The sequence below is a fragment of the Micromonospora qiuiae genome (assembly GCF_016863555.1).
Classification (GTDB): domain Bacteria; phylum Actinomycetota; class Actinomycetes; order Mycobacteriales; family Micromonosporaceae; genus Micromonospora; species Micromonospora qiuiae.
On record NZ_BOPC01000114.1, the window covers coordinates 1 to 18,565 of the forward strand.

The 18,565-nt window shown below is 72.8% G+C and carries 13 protein-coding genes; 7 read left to right on the top strand and 6 right to left on the bottom strand.

The window, feature by feature from the left end:
• Positions 1-912, bottom strand: a 912-nt coding sequence (locus tag Vqi01_RS28135; protein ID WP_204038169.1) for a hypothetical protein, incomplete at its 3' end; no start/stop codon positions are given.
• A 97-nt stretch (positions 913-1,009) separates the two neighbouring features.
• Here Vqi01_RS28135 and cofD point away from each other — a divergent pair.
• Genes cofD through Vqi01_RS28150 form a run of 3 tightly spaced genes read left to right on the top strand, consistent with a single transcriptional unit; the run spans position 1,010 to position 3,666 of the window.
• On the top strand, positions 1,010-1,957 hold the full coding sequence (gene cofD / locus Vqi01_RS28140; RefSeq protein WP_204038170.1) for a 2-phospho-L-lactate transferase: 948 nt from the start codon (positions 1,010-1,012) through the stop codon (positions 1,955-1,957).
• Complete coding sequence (locus Vqi01_RS28145) at positions 1,954-3,030, top strand: coenzyme F420-0:L-glutamate ligase (RefSeq protein WP_204038171.1); 1,077 nt, start codon at positions 1,954-1,956, stop codon at positions 3,028-3,030. Before cofD ends, Vqi01_RS28145 begins: the two co-directional genes overlap by 4 nt.
• Positions 3,031-3,048: 18 nt before the next feature.
• Positions 3,049-3,666: an NUDIX hydrolase gene (locus tag Vqi01_RS28150; protein WP_372444455.1), complete on the top strand. Its 618-nt coding sequence runs from the start codon at positions 3,049-3,051 to the stop codon at positions 3,664-3,666.
• Here the strand turns inward: Vqi01_RS28150 and Vqi01_RS28155 are convergent.
• Positions 3,635-4,726: a mannose-1-phosphate guanylyltransferase gene (locus Vqi01_RS28155; protein WP_204038172.1), complete on the bottom strand. Its 1,092-nt coding sequence runs from the start codon at positions 4,724-4,726 to the stop codon at positions 3,635-3,637. The genes Vqi01_RS28150 and Vqi01_RS28155 overlap by 32 nt on opposite strands.
• A gap of 47 nt (positions 4,727-4,773) precedes the next feature.
• Positions 4,774-5,919, bottom strand: a complete 1,146-nt coding sequence (locus Vqi01_RS28160) for a glycosyltransferase family 4 protein (RefSeq protein ID WP_204038173.1) — start codon at positions 5,917-5,919, stop codon at positions 4,774-4,776.
• A 151-nt stretch (positions 5,920-6,070) separates the two neighbouring features.
• On the opposite strand from Vqi01_RS28160, the gene Vqi01_RS28165 reads away from it, so the two are divergent.
• Positions 6,071-6,760: a TIGR03089 family protein gene (locus tag Vqi01_RS28165; RefSeq protein ID WP_204038174.1), complete on the top strand. Its 690-nt coding sequence runs from the start codon at positions 6,071-6,073 to the stop codon at positions 6,758-6,760.
• 158 nt (positions 6,761-6,918) lie between these two features.
• Here the strand turns inward: Vqi01_RS28165 and Vqi01_RS28170 are convergent, their stop codons facing one another.
• Entirely contained in the window at positions 6,919-8,892 is a 1,974-nt protein-coding gene (locus Vqi01_RS28170) for an acetoacetate--CoA ligase (RefSeq protein WP_204038175.1), read from the bottom strand.
• A gap of 257 nt (positions 8,893-9,149) precedes the next feature.
• Positions 9,150-9,671 (bottom strand): acyl-CoA thioesterase, encoded by a 522-nt coding sequence (locus tag Vqi01_RS28175; protein ID WP_204038176.1) that lies wholly within the window; start codon positions 9,669-9,671, stop codon positions 9,150-9,152.
• Between the two features lie 23 nt (positions 9,672-9,694).
• On the opposite strand from Vqi01_RS28175, the gene Vqi01_RS28180 reads away from it, so the two are divergent.
• Complete coding sequence (locus Vqi01_RS28180) at positions 9,695-10,342, top strand: hypothetical protein (protein ID WP_204038177.1); 648 nt, start codon at positions 9,695-9,697, stop codon at positions 10,340-10,342.
• 55 nt (positions 10,343-10,397) lie between these two features.
• Here the strand turns inward: Vqi01_RS28180 and Vqi01_RS28185 are convergent, their stop codons facing one another.
• Positions 10,398-11,561, bottom strand: coding sequence for an acyl-CoA dehydrogenase family protein (locus Vqi01_RS28185; RefSeq protein WP_204038178.1), 1,164 nt, complete (start codon positions 11,559-11,561; stop codon positions 10,398-10,400).
• Between the two features lie 250 nt (positions 11,562-11,811).
• Here Vqi01_RS28185 and Vqi01_RS28190 point away from each other — a divergent pair, with 250 nt between their 5' ends.
• Positions 11,812-13,239, top strand: coding sequence for a UDP-glucose dehydrogenase family protein (locus Vqi01_RS28190; RefSeq protein ID WP_204038179.1), 1,428 nt, complete (start codon positions 11,812-11,814; stop codon positions 13,237-13,239).
• Between the two features lie 315 nt (positions 13,240-13,554).
• Positions 13,555-18,459 carry an SCO7613 C-terminal domain-containing membrane protein gene (locus Vqi01_RS28195; protein WP_204038180.1) on the top strand — a complete coding sequence of 1,635 codons (4,905 nt, stop codon included), beginning with the start codon at positions 13,555-13,557 and terminating at the stop codon, positions 18,457-18,459.
• Positions 18,460-18,565: the final 106 nt, after the last annotated feature.

The following is an 18,565-nucleotide window of genomic DNA, read 5'->3' on the forward strand; positions in this document are numbered from 1 at the left end:
AGTCGGCTCAGCACCCTGGCGCGGAATGGCCTGAGTCGGGTCGGCCGAGGCCGGCTGCCCGAACGGCGGCGCGGCCGGCTGCGGCGTGGCCTGTGCCGACGGCTGCGGCGTGGCCGGCGCCGACGGCTGCGGCGGCACTGCCGGCTGACCGTGCGGCGGCCAGGTGTGCGGAGACGCGGACGGACCGCCGGCCATCGGAGGCTGACCAGCCGCCGGCCAACCCGACCGGTCGCCGTAACCACCGGGCTGGCCGGTGCCGTAAGCACCCGGCTGGCCGGTGCCGTAAGCACCCGGCTGGCCGGCGCCGTAAGCACCCGGCTGGCCGGCGCCGCCCGGACCGCCGGGCTGGCTCCAGCCGGGCTGCGTCGGGCCGCCCGGCCAGCCCGGCTGCGGGCTGCCGTACAGGCCCGGCTCCGGCTTGGGCCGGGGCACGTGGTAGAGCCGCTGCCAGACGCTCCACACCAGGTACGCGGCCATCGCGAACAACGCCGCCCAGGCGACTCGGGTGAGAATGCCCGTCATGGCCACGAACAGCTGCCCCTCGGCCAGTCGGCCGACCAACCAGACCAGCAGGGCCAGCCCGCCGACCACCGCGCTGAACGCGTACTCGCCGAGTGCCACCTGCGTGATCAGTTTCGCCCTCGGCACGACCGGCGCCACGTGGGTGGCCAGGAGCACGGCCAGCACCGGCAGGACGACCGCCTCCAGCCCGATGAAGGCGGCGGACGCGACGCCGGCACGACTGGTCAGCGTGCTGTAGGCACCCTGCGGCGTCACCAGCTGGATCAGACCGACGAAGAGGAAAACGGCGTTCGCCCCCAGAAGCACGATGGCGGCCAGTTCCCGCAACGGCCGGGTCGCCTGGCTGGCCGGGGTCGGGTCGGTGGGCGGGGACTCGGCGGGGCTGGTCACGTGCTCTCCTGAGGGCGAAAGCGGACAGATGCCGACGTGAGCCTAGTCTCCCCGCGCGACGCGCCGCCGAAGGCGTCACGTAGGCGAGGATGGGCGGATGCGGATCGTGGTTCTGACCGGGGGCATCGGCGGCGCCCGGTTCCTGCTGGGCGTCCGGGCGTACGCCCGTGCGGTGGGTGCCGAGGTGACCGCGGTGGTCAACGTCGGCGACGACCTGCGCCTGCACGGGCTCCGGGTCTGCCCCGACCTGGACAGCGTCATGTACACCCTGGGCGGGGGCGCCGACCCGGAGCGGGGCTGGGGGCGGGTCGACGAAAGCTGGACGGTCAAGGCCGAACTGGCCACGTACGGGGCCGAGCCGAGCTGGTTCGGGCTGGGTGACCGGGACATCGCCACCCACCTGGTCCGCACCACGATGCTGGACGCGGGCTATCCGCTGCACCAGGTCACCGAGGCGCTGGCGACGCGCTGGCAGCCCGGCGTACGCCTGCTGCCGGCGACCGACGACCGCCTGGAGACGCACGCGGTCACGGAGATCGAGGGCGCGCGGCGGGCGATCCACTTCCAGGAGTGGTGGGTACGGCACCGAGCGCAGCTACCGACCCACCGGTTCGTCTTCGTCGGTGCGGAGACGGCCAAGCCGGCACCCGGCGTGACGGAGGCGATCGGCGCGGCCGACGTGCTGCTGGTCGCGCCGAGCAACCCGGTGGTCAGCATCGCGCCGATCCTGGCCGTGCCCGGCCTGCGGGAGGCGGTGATCGACGGTCCGGCCCGGGTGGTGGGCGTGTCGCCGATCATCGGCGGTGCGCCGGTGCGGGGCATGGCGGACCGTTGCCTGGCGGTGGCCGGGGTCGAGTGCAGCGCCGCCGGGGTCGGCGGACTGTACGGCTCCCGGGCCACCGGCGGCCTGCTCGACGGCTGGCTGGTCGCCGAGGAGGACGCGGACACCCTGGTGCCGGACGTGACCGTGCGTGCGGTGCCGCTGTGGATGACCGACGAGGCGGCGACGACGGCGATGGTCCGCGCCGCGGTGGAGCTGATGTGAGACTCGAAATCCTGCCGGTGCCCGGCATCGGCCATGTGACCGAGGGCGACGATCTGGCGGTGCTGATCGGCACCGCAGCGCCCTGGCTGCGCGACGGCGACGTGCTGGTGGTGACCAGCAAAATCGTCTCCAAGGCGGAGGGGCGGTTGGTGGACGTCCCGGCCGACGGCCCGGACCGGCAGGCCGCCCGGGACGAGATACTCGCGTCGGAAACCGTCCGCCTGGTGGCGGCCCGGGGCACCACCCGGATCGTGCAGACCCGGCACGGTTTCGTGATGGCCTCGGCCGGGATCGACGCCTCCAACGTCGACAAGACCCGGCTGGTGCTGCTCCCCGAGGACCCGGACGCCTCGGCCCGGGCGCTGCGCGCCGCGCTACGCGAGCGGTACGGCGTGGACGTGGTTGTGATCATCAGCGACACCATGGGCCGGCCCTGGCGCAACGGACTCACCGACGTGGCTCTCGGCGTCGCCGGGATGGACGCCATCCGCGACCACCGGGGCGAGGTCGACCCGTACGGCAACGAGCTGGTGCTGACCCAGATGGCGGTGGTCGACGAGCTGGCCGCCGCGGGCGAGTTGATCAAGGGCAAGTGCGACCAGATGCCGGTGGCGGTGATCCGCGGCTACCTGACCACGCCGCTGCCCGGCGACGGCGAAGGGGCGAAGGTTCTGGTCCGGGACGCCTCGATGGACCTGTTCTCGCTCGGCACCGCCGAGGCGAAGGCGGCGGGCTTCGCCGCCGCCGCCAGCCTGCCGGACCAGCCGGGCAGCACCCCACCCGACCCGGAGGCGGTGCGCCAGGCGATCGCCTCGGTCGCCGACGTGGTCGCGCCCGGCACCGTCTTCACCCCGGTCACGGACGACACCGAACGCGCCGCCCTGGTCGCCACCGTGCCCGGTTGGCCGGCGGAGGCCACCACCCTCGTGCTCTGCTCCCCACCCAGCCCGGTGGAGGCGGTCCAACTGGTCCGCTTCGGCGCCGACGTCCAGCGCCTGCGCACCGCCCTCGCGGCGCGTAACATCCCCTCCCAGCTCCTCCCCACCCCCACCGCCGCCGCCCTCGCCCTCTGAAGTGAAAGGAAGGGCCCCTTGTTAACGCCTCGTGTATTAAAAGGGCCCCCTCCTAACACCGAGGGCGGCACCTGGGCGATGCTGCACGCCGACGCGTTGTCGGTGCTGACCCGGTGGGTGCCGACCGTTCCGCAGGCCGCGACCGCCCGGGACCGCACCCTCGACCTGCTGGCCGCCGGACCAGCGGCGATGAGCCGCGAACACCGGGCCGGTCACGTCACCGCCAGCGCGCTGGTCATCGACGCGACCGGCTCCCGCGTGCTGCTCTGCCTGCACGGCAAGTTCCAGAAGTGGGTGCAACTCGGCGGGCACTGCGAGCCGGGCGACCGGACACTGGCCGAAGCGGCGTTGCGCGAGGCCACCGAGGAGTCCGGCATCACCGGCCTGCGCATCGACCCGGTGCCGATCGACGTGGACGTGCACCCGGTGAGCTGCCAGGGCGGATCGCTGCACTACGACGTCCGCTTCGCCGTCGTCGCGCCGGCGGGCGCGGTGGAGCGGGTCAGCCCGGAGTCCGAGGCGTTGGGCTGGTTCCCGCCCGACCGGCTACCGGACCCGCTGGCCGGCGGGACCGCCCGGATCATCGCACCCGGGCTGGCCGCCTTCAGACGAGCTTCTCCTCCCCCCGCGCCTTGAGCTCGTCCACGATCGCCTTGACGTCCTGGGCGCGGTCGCGGGGGCAGACCAGCAACGCGTCCGGTGTGTCGACCACGATGAGATCCCGTACGCCGACGCCGGCCACCAGCCGCCCGGACTGGGGTACGACCACCATGCCGCTGCTGTCATGCAGCAGCACCTCGGCCTTGGCGTCCCCCCCGAGCAGCACGTTGCCGTCGGCATTCGCGGGCAACACCTCCCCGAGCGTGTGGAAGTCACCCACGTCGTTCCAGCGGAAGTCACCCGGCACGGTCGCCACCCGGCCGGCGCTGGCCGCGCCCTCCATCACCGCGTAGTCGACCGAGATCTTCGGCAACGTCGGCCAGACCGCGCCGAGCACGTCGTCCTGTTCGTCGCTGCCCCACGCCGCGGCGATCGCGGTGACGCCGGTGTGCAGCGCGGGCTGCTGACGGGCCAGTTCGGCGAGGAACGCCGACACCCGCCAGACGAACATTCCCCCGTTCCAGAGGTACCGGCCGGAGCGCAGGTACGCCTCGGCCACCTCGGCGGTCGGCTTCTCCTTGAACTCCACGACCGGGCGCATCGGGCCATCGCCGACCGGCTCGCCGGTCTGGAGGTACCCGTACCCGGTCTCCGGCCGGGTCGGGGTGATCCCGACCGTCATCAGTAGCCCCTGCTCGGCACCGCGAACCGCCTCCCGGACCGTGGCCACCCACCGCTGCGGGTCACCGATCAGGTGGTCGGCGGCGAACGAGCCCATGACGGCGTCCGGATCCCGTACGGCGATCACCGCCGCGGCCAGCGCGATGGCGGCGCAGGAGTCTCGTGGCGAGGGCTCGACCAGGATGTTCTCCTCCGGCAGGCCGGTCAGCTGACGGGCCACGGCCGCGGCGTGGGCCGCGCCGGTGACCACCATGGTCCGCTCCGGAGTGGTCAACGGGGCTGCTCGCTGCACCGTCGCCTGAAGCAGCGAGGCGGACGTGCCGGTGAACGGATGGAGAAACTTGGGATGGCCGGCCCGGGACAGCGGCCACAACCTTGTGCCGCTGCCACCCGCCGGAATGACGACATAGATCACCAGGACATCATGCCCGAACCGCCCGGACCGGGCGCCCGGTTGCGGCGTCAGCCGCGCGCCCGGGACCAGGCCGCGATGTGCACCTGGGCGCTGGATTCCCAGGTGAAGTCCTTGGCTCGGTCGAAGCCGGCCTTGGCCAGCGACAGCCGGCGCGGCTCGTCGTCGAGCAGCGCGGCCAGGTCGGTGGCGATCTGGTCCGGGTCCTCGCTGGTGTACGCGACCGCGTCACCACCCACCTCGGGCAGCGAGAGCCGGGGCGTGGTGAGCACCGGGGCCGCGCACGCCATCGCTTCCAGGATCGGCAGACCGAAGCCCTCCCCGTACGAGGGGTAGGCGGCGACCAGGGCACCGCCCAGGAATCCGGGCAGGTCCGCGTAGCGCAGATAGCCGGGGCGCAGCAGCCGCAGATGCGGTGGCACCTCGGCCACCGCCCGGTCGATGTCGTCGTCGTGCCCCTGGCCGCCGGCGACGACCAGCGCGGGCGGATCCTGCCGGTCGGCCACCGCCCGGGCCCAGCCCCGGATCAGGTTCGGTACGTTCTTGCGCGGCTCCTTGGCGCCGAGGAACGCGACGTAGCTGCCGCCGCCGAGGCCGAGCCGGGCACCGACCCGGGCCTTCTCCTCGTCGCTCGGGGCGTGGAAAGCGGTGTGGTCGACACCGTGGTACGCCACGTCGATGCGGGTCGAGTCGGCGTCCAGCAGCCGGATCAGCTCGTCCCGGGTCGCCTTGCTCGGCACGATCACCCGATTGGCACGGCGCAGCGAGGTCTTGATGGCGCTGCGGAAGAACGTCCGGCGGGACTTGTCGTAGTGCTCCGGCTCGGTGAAGAAGGTCGCGTCGTGCACGGTCACGGTGACCGGGCAGCCGGCCCGCAACGGGCAGGTGTAGAAGGGCGAGTGCAGCACCTCCGCGCCGACCTGCTGGGCCAGCAGCGGCAGGCCGGTCTGCTCCCAGGCGAGCCGGGCGGGTCGGTGCGCGACGGCGGCGGGAGCAGGGACGATCTCCGCGCCGGGCAGCATCCTGCGGTAGCGCTCCAGGTCGGTGCGGAGGCTGACGACGACCAGGTCCACCCCCGAGCCGCACACCTTACCGAGGGCGCCGAGCAAGCCATCGACGTATCTACCGACGCCGCCACGGTCGGCGGGGACACTCGTGGCGTCGATGAGCACGCGGGGCGGGCGACCGGCGGTCACTGGGCGACTCCTTGCGATGGCGGGGCTGTGGGGAAGAACACTCCGGGCAAGCCTACGCCGGAGCCGGATGTGGACGCTGACTGCGACCCGACGGTACGCCGACTTGTCGCTGTCATCGGATACGGTCGCGGGCCGCGTATCGTTCGCGCCGATGGCCGACAACATTTCCCGGGTCTTCGCCGACGCGATCGCGGCCGATCCGGCACGCCCCCTGCTGACCTGGTACGACGACGCCACCGGCGAGCGCACCGAGCTCTCCGGCGCGACTCTGGCGAACTGGGTGGCCAAGACCGCCAACCTGCTCGTCGACGATCTGGGCCTCGGGCCCGGCGACACCGCCGCGGTGCTGCTCCCGCCGCACTGGCAGACCGCTGCGGTGCTGCTGGGCTGCTGGTCGGCCGGGCTGACGGTGACCGACCAGCCGGGCGACGTGGACGTGCTCTTCGCCACCGTCGACCGGAGCACCGAGGCGGACGCCGGGACGGCCGGCGACCGGTACGCCCTCGCGCTGCACCCGTTCGCGCTGCCGCTGCGGGAGGTGCCGGCCGGCTTCGCCGACTACGTGACCGAGGTACGCGCTCACGGCGACCACTTCGGCGCCTACCCCCCGGGTGGCCCGGGCCACGCCGAGCTACGGGCCCGGGCCACGGCCCGCGCGGCCGAACTGGGCATCGCCCCGAACGCCCGCCTCCTGATCGACGTGGACGCCCTGCCCGACCCCGTCGACTGGCTCCTGGCTCCGCTCACGGCCGGCGCCAGTCTGGTGCTGTGCGCCCACCCCGACCCGGCCCGCCAGCCCGACCGCCGCGCCACCGAGCGAGTCACCCACACCCTCCCCTAACAACCCACCCGCCCTCACGCCAGCGAGGCTGGCCCCGAAGAGACCGCGATCTTGCACTTTTTGTCGCCGCAAAAGCCAATGAATCAGGCGTATCGCCGACCAAAAGTGCAAGATCGCGGGGAGGGGGAGGGCGCGGAGGGGAGGGGAGGGCGCGGGGGTCAGGGGTGGGGGGTGCGGTGGTGGGCTAGGGCGGCGAAGGCTGACAGGGACTCGGGATTGGCCAGGGCGCCCTTGGCGGCGGCCTGGTCGACGGGGGTGCCGGTGAGAATCTTCTTGACCGGGACCTCCAGCTTCTTCGCCGACAGGGTGCGCGGAACGGCGCGGACCTGATGGATCTCGTCGGGGACGTGCCGGGGGGACAGGGCGGTACGCAGCTCGCGGCAGACCTTCCGGCGCAGCTCGTCGTCGAGGGTCAGCCCCTCGGCGAGCACCACGAACAACAGCAGCTCACCGGCACCGCCCTCGTCGTCCTCCAGGTGCACCACCACCGAGTCGACGACCTCGTCCAGCCCCTCCACCACCGAGTAGAACTCGGCGGTGCCCAGCCGTACGCCGCCGCGGTTGAGGGTGGCGTCGGAGCGGCCGGTGATCACACAACCGCCCCGCGAGTTGACGGTGATCCAGTCACCGTGCCGCCACACTCCGGGGTAGATGTCGAAGTACGCCTCCCGGTAGCGGACGCCATCCGGGTCGTTCCAGAAGCCCACCGGCATGCTCGGCATCGGCTCGGTGATCACCAACTCACCCAGTTCACCGACGACCGCAGTGCCGTCCGGCGAGCGGGCCTCCACCTTGGCCCCCAGCGCCCGGCAGGTGATCTCACCCGCGTGCACCGGCAGCAGCGGCACCCCGCCGACGAACCCGGTGCACACGTCGGTGCCGCCGGAGAGCGACTGAAGTTGCAGGTCGCTGCCGACCGCGTCGTACACCCAGATGAAGCCCTCGGCGGGCAGCGGCGCGCCGGTGGAGCCGAGCCCGCGCAACGCGGAGAGGTCGGCGATCTCCCGCGGTACCAGGCCGGCCTTGCGGCAGGCCAGCAGGAAGGGCGCGGAGGTGCCGAAGTACGTGGTGCCGCTCTGCTCGGCCAACCGCCACAGCGCGCCCAGGTCGGGATGACCCGGGTTGCCGTCGAAGAGCACGATCGCCGCGCCCACCGCCGGCCCGGAGACCAGGAAGTTCCACATCATCCAGCCGGTGGTGGTGAACCAGAAGAATCGGTCGGCCGGGCCGAGATCGTGGTGCAGGGCGAGCATCTTCAGGTGCTCCAGCAGGATGCCGCCGTGACCGTGCACGATCGGCTTGGGTAGCCCCGTGGTGCCGGATGAGTAGAGCACGTAGAGCGGATGGTCGAAGGGCACCGGGGCGAAGCTCGCCGGCTCGTCGGTCTCCGCGGCCAGCTCCGCCCAGGTCAGCGCAGCGTCCAGCGCCGGACCATCCGGATCGAGGTAACCGAGGCCGACGGTGTGCCGCAGCGAGGGCAGCGCGGCCTGGATCGCGGCCACCTCGGCACGCCGGTCCACCGGCTTGTCGCCGTAGCGGTAACCGTCCACGGCCACCAGCACCTTGGGCTCGATCTGCTGCCACCGGTCGGTGACGCTGCGGATGCCGAACTCGGGCGCGCAGGAGGAGAAGACGGCGCCGAGGCTGGCCGTGGCGAGCAGCAGCACGTACGTCTCGGGGATGTTCGGCGCGTACGCGGCCACCCGGTCTCCCGGGGCGACCCCGAGCCGGCGCAGCCCGGCAGCCACCCGGCGGACCTGCTCGCGCAACTGCGCGGCGGTGAGCACCACCGGGTCGCGGGTCTGTCCGTACGCGATGACCACCGGATCGTCGTCGGCCCGGCTGGGCATCCGCAGCACGTTCTCCGCGTAGTTGAGCGTGGCGCCGGGGAACCACCGGGCACCGGGCATGCCCCGCCCGGCGAGGGTGGCGGTCGGCGGAGTGCGCGCGACGACGTCGAAGTGGTCCCAGATCGAGCGCCAGAAGGCATCCAGGTCGGTGACCGACCAGCGCCACAGTGCGTCGTAGTCGGCGAACTCCAGCCCGCGGTGCTCGGCCAGCCAGCGCAGGTACGCCCCGATCCGCGACCGCTGGAGCACGTCTGCCGGTGGCGTCCACAGCACGTCAGTCACTGGTCCACTCCTCCCCTGGCCCGGCACGGCGCTGTGCGGTGGGCCGCGGCGCCATCTTGCCCTACCTCGAAGCGCCATTCTCCGCAGCCGACCTCAGCCAGCGCATGTGCCCGGCCCACATAAGAAGCAAGGAAGGGCCCCTTTTTAACGCCTGCGGTAGTAAAGGGGCCCCCTTTTAACACGGCTCACGGCGGGCCGCCTGGATGGCGCGGCTCACGGCGAGGCGCCGGCTAACACGGCTCACGGCGAGGCGCCGACTAGCGCGGCTCACGGCGGGCCGCCTGGATGGCGCGGCGGCGGGCCAGCCGATGCTCGCGGCGGATCTCCGCCTCCCGCCAGCGGCGTTCGTCCTCCGGCGTCTCCGGCAGCACCGGACGCACCGGCCGCGGGGCGCCGCCCACCTCCACGCCGACGAAGACGAGGTACGCGGTGGCCACCCGCACCGGCGCCTCCTCGGCGGAGTCCCAGCGCTCGGCGGTCACCCGTACGCCGACCTCCATCGAGGTCTGCCCGGTCCAGTTCACCTGGGCGTACGCGTGCACCAGGTCACCCACCCGGACCGCCTCGGAAAAGACGATCTCGTCGATCGCGGCGGTGACCGCCGTACCCCCGCTATGCCGGGCCGCCGCCGCCCCGCCGACATCGTCGATGAACTTCATCAGCACGCCACCGTGCACGGTCCCGTAGAGGTTCACGTCGATAGCGGTCATGATCCTGCTGAGCGTTACCCGGGAGTACGACGTCGGTTTGCCCGGCATGGCGGAGAGGTGCTCGGTCATGCCGGAAACGGTACGGTGCGCGGATGCGACATCTGTGGAGCTTCCTCGCCGGGCTGGTGGTGGCGCCGGTCACCTGGGTGCTGCTCACCCTCGGGCAGGACGGATCGACCGGCACCGTCAATCGGTGGGTGGAGATCGGCACATCCAACACGGCCAACCTCATCGAGCCGGCCGTCTATCTCGCCGTCGGCGGCATCGTGCTGGGCCTGCTCGGCACGCTGCGCATCTCGCCGCTCGGTCCGCTGGTGGCCGGGATACTGCTGGTCACGCCGTACGTCGGGCTGTTCGTCTCGCCGTTTCGGGTCCGCAACCGCATCCCGGAGAGCTGGGAGTTCCTCGGCGACCCGCTGCCGCTGCGACTGCCGGTGGAGAACGGCACACTCTTCCTGATCGGCGTGCTGTTGCTGATGGCGACGTTCAGCGGGCAGCGCTGGCGGCGTTGGCCAGGACCGGCCTCCGCGCCGACGCCTGCCGCGGAGGCAGCGCCCCAGGATCCGACCCTGATCAACTGGCCACCAGCCTCGGCGGAACAGGACACCACCCCGCTGAGCCTGGGCTACCCGGAACCGGACCCGACGCCGACCGAGCCGCTGCCGCGCCGCACCGGCGGCGCGTCGCCGTGGTCGGCCCCGCCGGGCAACCTGCCCCGGCGCGACGATGCCGTCAACTGATCCACGCCGCCGCGCCCACCCCGCCCGGCCGCATACCCGGGCGGGGAGACGGTGGTCAGTCCTTGAGTAACTGGCGGGCCATCACGATGCGCTGCACCTGGTTGGTGCCCTCGTAGATCTGGGTGATCTTGGCGTCGCGCATCATCCGCTCGACCGGGTAGTCCCGCGTGTACCCGTAGCCGCCGAGCAGTTGCACCGCGTCAGTGGTGATCTCCATCGCGGCGTCGGAGGCGAAGCACTTGGCCGCCGCGCCGAAGTAGGTCAGGTCGGCGTCGCCGCGCTCGGACCGGCCGGCCGCAGCGTACGTCAACTGCCGGGCCGCCTCCAGCTTCATGCCCATGTCGGCGAGCATGAACTGTACGCCCTGGAACTCGGCGATCGCCTTGCCGAACTGCTTGCGCTCGGCGACGTACCCCTTGGCGTAGTCGAGCGCGCCCTGGGCGATGCCGACGGCCTGCGCGGCGATGGTGACCCGGGTGTGGTCCAGGGTCTTCATCGCGGTGGCGAAGCCGGTGCCCTCGGCGCCGATCATCCGGTCCGCCGGGATCCGCACGTTGTCCAGGTAGACCTCGCGGGTCGGGGAGCCCTTGATGCCGAGCTTCTTCTCCGGCGCACCGAAGCTGACGCCCGGATCGGACTTCTCGACCACGAAGGCGGAGATTCCCCGGGACCGGGCACCCGGGTCGGTGACGGCGAAGACCGTGTAGAACTCGGAGACCCCGGCGTTGGTAATCCACCGCTTCACGCCGTTGAGCACCCAGTGGTCGCCGTCGCGTACCGCCCGGGTGGTCATCGACGCGGCGTCGCTGCCGGCCTCCGGCTCGGAGAGGCAGTACGAGAACATGGCCTCGCCGGCAGCGACCGGGGTCAGGTAGCGCCGCTTGAGCTCCTCGGAGCCGGCCAGCAGCAGCGGCATGGTGCCGAGCTTGTTCACCCCCGGGATGAGCGAGGACGAGGCGCAGGCCCGGGCCACCTCCTCGATCACGATGACGGTGGCCAGCGCGTCCGCCCCGGCGCCGCCGTACTCCACGGGAATGTGCGGCGCGTGGAAATCTGCGGCGCGCAGGGCGTCGTATGACGCCTTGGGAAACTCGCCGGTCTCATCGGCCTCGGCGGCGTGCGGGGCCACCTTCGCCGTACAGACCTCACGGACGGCATCCCGGATCGCCTCATGCTCCTCGGGCAACCGGTACACGTCGAACGACTGCTCTGCGGCCATGTCGGCCCCTCCCCTTCACCGCTATCATGCGCAGTCGGTAACGTCGCCTGGACGTCCACCGCGCAGATTGAAGAATAACGGCCACAGCTCAGGTGATGTTACCGGCGCGTAAGCTCAGCCATGACGGAGCACCGACGCCGCTCGGCGATGATTGGACCAGAGACATAGACCACCACTGCGGTGCCTCGCCAGGTGCCTCAGCGGAACGCGACGCGACCACGCGGCGCCAGTGCGAGCGGAGATGACAGGCGTGACCATCCCGTACCCGAACACCCAGCCGATGCCCGCCATCGCCGCGGTGACACCCCCCTCGGGCGCCTCCCGCCCCCGGGTGACCTTTCTCGGTACCGGCTACCTCGGCGCGACCTACGCCATCTGCTACGCCGAGCTCGGTTACGAAGTGCTCGGCTACGACGTCGACGCCGACAAGATCGCGAAGCTGAACGCCGGCGAGGTCCCGATCCACGAGCCCGGCCTGGACGAGCTGCTCCGGCGTAACCTGGCCGCCGGGCGGCTGCGCTTCAGCACCGACATCGCCGAGACTGCCGACTTCGGTGACGTCCACTTCATCTGCGTCGGCACCCCGCAGCGCGCCGACGGGATGGGCGCCGACCTGTCGTACGTCGAGGCGTCGGTCACCAGCCTGGCCCAGCACCTGACCCGCAAGGCGTTGATCGTCGGCAAGTCCACCGTCCCGGTCGGCACCGCCGAGTGGGTGGAGCAACTGGTCGGCAAGCACACCCCGGCCGATCTCGGCGTCGAGGTGGCGTGGAGCCCCGAGTTCCTCCAGGAGGGCTTCGCCGTCGACGACGTACTGCGACCGAACCGGATCGTGGTCGGCGTCAAGAGCGAGTGGGCCAACGGCATGCTGTACGCCGCGCACAAGGGCCTGTTCGACCTGGCCGCCACCGAGGACCGCGAGGTACCCATGGTGGTCACCGACTTCGCCACCGCCGAGCTGGTCAAGGTCGCCGCGAACGCCTTCCTGGCCACCAAGATCTCCTTCATCAATGCGATGGCCGAGGTCTGCGAGGCCGCTGGCGGCGACGTCACCCAACTGGCCCGCGCCATCGGGTACGACCCCCGGATCGGCAACCGCTTCCTCCAGGCCGGGCTCGGCTTCGGTGGCGCCTGCCTGCCCAAGGACATCCGCGCCTTCCAGGCCCGCGCCCAGGAACTCGGCGCCGGGGAGGCGTTGCGCTTCCTGCACGAGGTCGACCTGATCAACCTGCGGCGGCGTACCCGGGTGCTCCACCTCGCCGCCGAACTGCTCGGCCGCCGGTCCGGGCCGGCCGGCCCGGACCTGTCCGGCACCCGCATCGCGGTGCTCGGCGCGACCTTCAAACCCAACACCGACGACGTACGCGACGCGCCCGCCCTCGCCGTCGCCGCGCTGCTGCACAAGGCCGGCGCCGACGTGCACGTCTACGACCCGCAGGGCATGGAGAATGCGCGCCGGGCGGTACCGGAGCTGACCTACGAACCCGGCATCAACGAAGCGGTCACCGACGCCGACCTGGTCTGCGTGCTCACCGAGTGGGCGGACTTCCGCAACGCTGACCCGAGCGTCCTCGGCGACCTGGTCGCCGGGCGTCGGGTGATCGACGCCCGCAACTGCCTCGAAGGGGCACTGTGGACGCAGGCGGGCTGGGAGTACCGGGGGTTGGGGCGGCCTTGATCGCGCCGTTGTGGAGGTTTTCCGGGGAAGCCCACCCGCTCCGGGCGGTCAGGCTTGATCCCGCTGGCGTGGGGGTTTTCCGGGGGGAAGCCCACCCGCTCCGGGCGGTCAGGCTTGATCCCTGCACGGGCGGGCTTCCCCCCGGAAAACCTGACTTGCGCGGCCACCGATCGGCGCTGACTTCTTTGGCGGCTGATCCGCGTTGTTCTGTCCTGCCTCCTGGGGGTGGCTGACCCGCCGACAACGGTCGAAATCCGGGCTTGCCTTGGGGCATGCTGCGACAGTGGGATTCCACAGTGCGGGTGGAGGGGTGTCGTGGCGACCTTTCAGTGCTCCTCGTGCGACCGGGAGATCAAGCCTGCGGTCCGCTGCCCGCGCTGCGGTGCGCACCAGCCACAGTGGGCCGATCACCTGGCGGAGATCGAGCGGTCCATCGCGGAGATGAAGGCCCGCGAGGCCGCCATCGCCAGCGAGCAACGCCAACTCGCCGCCAAGATGCAGGCCGCGATCTTCCAGCGTGACATCCTCTCGCACGCCGGCAGCAGCGGAGAGGAACGACTCAAACAGGCCACCCGCCCCCGCCGCGTCATGCGGCGACGACCACCACGCCGGCCGGCGTCCGACGCGGCGGCCTCGCCACCCCGGGTGCCCCGGCAGGAAACAGTGGAGGATCCGCCGCCACCACCGGTCGACCCCGTCTGGTTGGCGGCCGACAACCCCGAGCATCCGCCGGAGGCGTCCTCCCGGGAGGTCCAGAACATCCCCCTCGGCCTCGGCGCGCTGCTGCTCGGCGTGGCCGCGGTGGTCTTCGCCGTGGTCGCGACCAGCTCGATGGACGCGCTGGCCCGCCTCGGCATCCTCCTGCTCGCGACCGTGCTCATGCTGCTCGCCCCGCCGGTCCTCGCCCGGCGGGGGCTGACCTCCACCGCCGAGACCATCGCCGCGGTGGGCCTGCTGCTGATGCCGCTCGCCGGGTACGCGCTGTGGGCAGTGGACCGAACCGGCGGCAACCCTTTTGTCTCCGGTCCGATCTTCGCCGGGGTGGTCTTCGCGGTCACCGCCGCCGTCTCCGTCGGATACGCCGGCTGGACCCGGCTGCGCGCCCCGCGGTTCGCCGCCGTGCTGGCCGCCCAACCGGTGCTGCCACTGCTGGCGTACGACCGGGTCAGCGGCCCGGCGGGCTGGGCGCTGGTGCTGACCGTGGTGGCCCTCCTCGACCTCTGGCTGGCCCGCTCCCCGGTCACCGTGGAGCGACCGCTCGCCGAGGAGCCGACCCCGGCCCCGCCCAGCCGGACGCGCCCGCCCCGCCAGCGACAGACCGAGGGACGGCCCGAGGCATCGCCGGAGGAGTCCGGCGAGGTGCTCGAACCCACCGTCGGCACCCCGGCGACCGCAGCGACGCGTCCGGTGCCCGGGCTGCGGGAGCTGACCTGGGCGCTGCACGGGATCGCCGTGGTCCTCGCCCTCGGGTACGCGGTGACCGCGCTGTTGCAGACCACCACCGTGGCCGGTGCGACCAGCGCCGGTCTGGTGCTGCTGCTGGCCGCCGCCGTCTGTCTCGCCGGCACGCTGGCGCTGCGTTGGCCACCCCTGCCCGACATCGGCGCCGGCGTGCTCACCCTCGCCGTCATCGGCGCCCTGGGCCGGATCGCCTCGGTGGCGCTGCCCGGCCGCTCGCTGCTGCTGATCGCGGCCGTCATCACGGTCACCGGCCTGGCGGTACGCGCGGTACCGGAGTCGGCCCGACGCGGACCGCAGTTGGCCGCCGCGGTGGCGCTGACGGTCAGCGGAGCGGTGGTCGCCGGAAGCGCCCTACGCGCCGGGCTCGCCCCGATCCAGGCCGCCCTGCCGGTCTGGAACGCCGACCTCGACCGGTACCCGGCCCAACTGGCCGCCGCGGTGGGACCGGCCGCCTGGCAGCTCGCCACCAGCGCCTTCCTGCTGACCGTGGCCGCGGTGCTGGCCCTGCCGCCGGAGATCCGTCGCGAGTTCGCGGTGACCGGCGCCGCCCTGACCGCCCTCGCCGCACCTGCCTCGTTCGCCCTGTCCTGGGCGGTGGCGCCATGGCCGATGGTGCTGACCGCGATCGGGATCGGAGTGACCGGCCTGTCCGCCCGTACACTCCGAGCGGCACTGGCGCACGCGGTGGTCGCCGCCGGCATCGGACTGGCCGGTGCCGGTGCCGCCCTGGCCCGGCCGGCGCTGACCGCCGCCGTGCTGTGCGCCCTCGTCGTGGCCGGTGCCCTGATCGCCGCCGCCCCCCGCATCCGGCTCGCCCCGGCCGCCGCGGACACCGTCTCGGCCTGGGCCGCGGGCGGCGCGGCATTCGCGCTGCCCGGGGCGGTGGCCGCGTTCGTCGCCGCCATCCTGCCGGCCGGCCCCACGCTGACCCCGGCGAGCCTGCGCGAGGCGACTGTGCCGGTGCTGGCCGCGAGCTTCCTCGCCGTCTGCGTCACACTCGGCTACGCCGCCGTCGTCCAGGTGTCCCAGCGGCACATTCCGATACCTCTGTCGGTGGGCACCGGCCTCGGCGCGCTGGTGGTCGCCGCCGCCGGGTTCGGCGCACCGGGTGCCACCGTGGCCGACGCATGGGTCGCCGCGCTGTTGCTGGTCTCCGCCGTACTCCTCTTCCTCGCCCCCTCGATCGACGCCGGCCGACGCGCCGACCTGGCCCTCGACGGCTCCGACCTGGCGGCCGCCGCGGTAACCGCCGCCCTGGTCGCCACGCTGCTGCGGATCGGCACGGTGCTCGCGCCGGGCGGGCAACTCGCCGTCGCCGCCGCGCTGGTCCTGGTGGTCGCGGTGGCCGCCCGGGCGATGCCCGAACAGTGGCGGAGAGGGCCGGTGCTCGGCCTGGTGGTCGGCGGCGTGCTGATCGGGCTGCTGGCCGGCTGGATGGCCCTGCGCGGTGGGGTCGGCGTGCTGGCCACCCCCGGCCCGATCTGGCACGGTGACCTCGGCGGCTGGCCGGCCGCGCCGACCGGCGGCACGACCTGGCAGGGCCCGATCGCCCTGCTCCTGCTCGCGCTGGCCGCCGGGATCCTGCTGCCGTCGCCCTGGCGCTATGACGTGTCCGGTGCCGCGGTCGTGCTGGCCGCCATCGGCGCGGCGGCCGCCTTCGACCTGTCGTGGTGGTCGCCGGTCCTGATCGGCGGCATGGTCGCCGCCGTTTTCGGGATGGCCGCCGTCGCCTCCCTCGACCCCCGGGCCGCGCTGTCCCGGATCACGGTCGCCGGGGTGCTCGCGTTGCACGCGGCCGGCGCCGGCCTGGTACGCCCCTGGACCACCGCGCTGGCTCTGGCCAGCATCGTGCTGATCGGTGCGGTGGTGGCGGCGCTGGCCCGCGTCACGGCCGAACCCCTCGTGGACGACATCCAGGTGGAGGGGATGCCGCCACACCTGGCACAGATCGGCGGCGCGGGCACCGGGGCCGCCCTGCTGGCGCTGCCGGGCGCCATCGCCGCGGTGGCCGCCGAGTTCGGCCACGCGCCTCAGGTGATGCTGACCGCCGGCCTGGCCGCGTCCAGCCTCGGTCTGGCCGCGGTGGCCGCGTTCCGCCGGCAGGTTCCGCAGTACCTGCCGTGGGCGAGTGCCGGTGTGGTCGGCGGTGCGACGGTGACCGCACTGGCCGCCGTACCCAGCCATCTGCCGATCGGCGTGTACGCCGCCGCCGCGGCCCTGCTCGGGGTGCTCGCCGAACTGGTCCGGGGCGCGACCGAACCACCGGCCGGCGCGGCACAGCCGCTCCGCCGCTGGACCGTGCTGCTGGACGAAACGCTGCGGCGGCTGCCCGATGACGGCACCCGGCGTCGGTGGCGGGTGAGCCCGGCCGCGGGAGCGCTGGTCGCAGCCGCCCTACCGACTGTGCTGGCGCTGGTCTCCGTCGCACCGGCGTTGCTGGCCGCGCTGGTCGACCCGCACCGTACGCTCAGCCGGATCTGGCAGGGGCCACCGCCGGAACTGCTTACCCCGCCGCCGGCCGCGGTCAACCCGGCACATGTGCTCACCGCGCTGCTGCTCACCGTGACGGCGGCCCTGGCGGCAACCGGGTTCAGCGGGGGTCGGCGTACCCGGGCGGTACCGGTGGTCCTGCCCGGCACCGCGATCACCCTGTTGATCGCTCCGATCGCGCTCGGCGGTGGTTGGCCGGCGAGCACCCTCGCGGCGCTGGCGGTGTTCGTCATCTCGATGCTGGGGCTGGCGCTGACGCCACCCCCGCCCATCGAGGAACCGGCCCGCTCGTTGCGGCTGGCCCGGGTACTGGTCTTCGTGATCGGCCTCGCCGCCGGTGGGGCCGGCCTGGCCGGCAGCCTCGCCACCCGGGAGCTGACCCTGCTCACCCTCGGCGGCGCAGTCGGCGTCGGCCTGGTCGCGGCGCTGTTCGGCGTCACCTCCCGAGCACGCATCCTCGGCTGGCTGTTCGCCTCCCTGATGGCACAACTCTTCGTTCTCACCGCAGGCCTGGTGGCCGGGCTCGCCGCGGTCTGGTCCGCGTTCGGGGTGCTCGCGGTGGGCGCGGCGTTGCAGGTCTTCGCCGCCACGCTGCCTTGGCTGCGCCGCCCGGAGGCGCGACGCGAGGCGGCGACGGTGGAATGGAGCGGGTACGCCGCCGCGCTGATCGCGCTGGCGCTGGCCTTCGACTCGCCGCGGCACATCGCCGCCCTGCTGGCCGCCTGGGGGGCGGTTCTCGGGCTCGCGGCGACCCGGCCCGGTCGCCGGCCGGCGGAGCGCCGGATCCTGTTCTGGGCGGTGGTGGGCTGCGAGGTAACCGCCTGGTGGATCCTGATGCGGGTCGCCCACGTGGCGCTGCCCGAGGCGTACACGCTGCCCTTCGCCGCGCTCGCTCTGTTGGTCGGCGTCCTCGAACTGCGCCAGCGGGCGGACCTGAGCAGTTGGGTGGCGTACGGGCCGGCGTTGGTGGCCGCCTTCGTGCCCACCCTGGCCATCGTGCTGGCCACCGATTCGAGCACGCTGCGACAGGTGTTGCTGCTGCTCGGCGCAGTCGCCGTACTGGTCTTCGGATCGATGAGTCAGCAGCAGGCGCCGGTGATCGTCGGCGCGGTGGTCACCGCCATCGCGGCGGTGCACGCGTTGTTCAGCCTCGGACCGTGGCTGGCGTTGATCCCGGTCGGTTTCCTGCTGCTGATCCTCGGTGCCAGCAACGAACGCCGCCGCCGCGCCCAGGAACGCCTCCAGACCGCCCTGCGCGGCATGCGCTGACGGCAACCCGGCAGGCACTGATACGCCTGTCGTACGGATTGTCCGGTATATCCGGCCATCTACGGAGTGGATAAAACCCGCTTGCCGTCTAGACGGTATGCCCGTT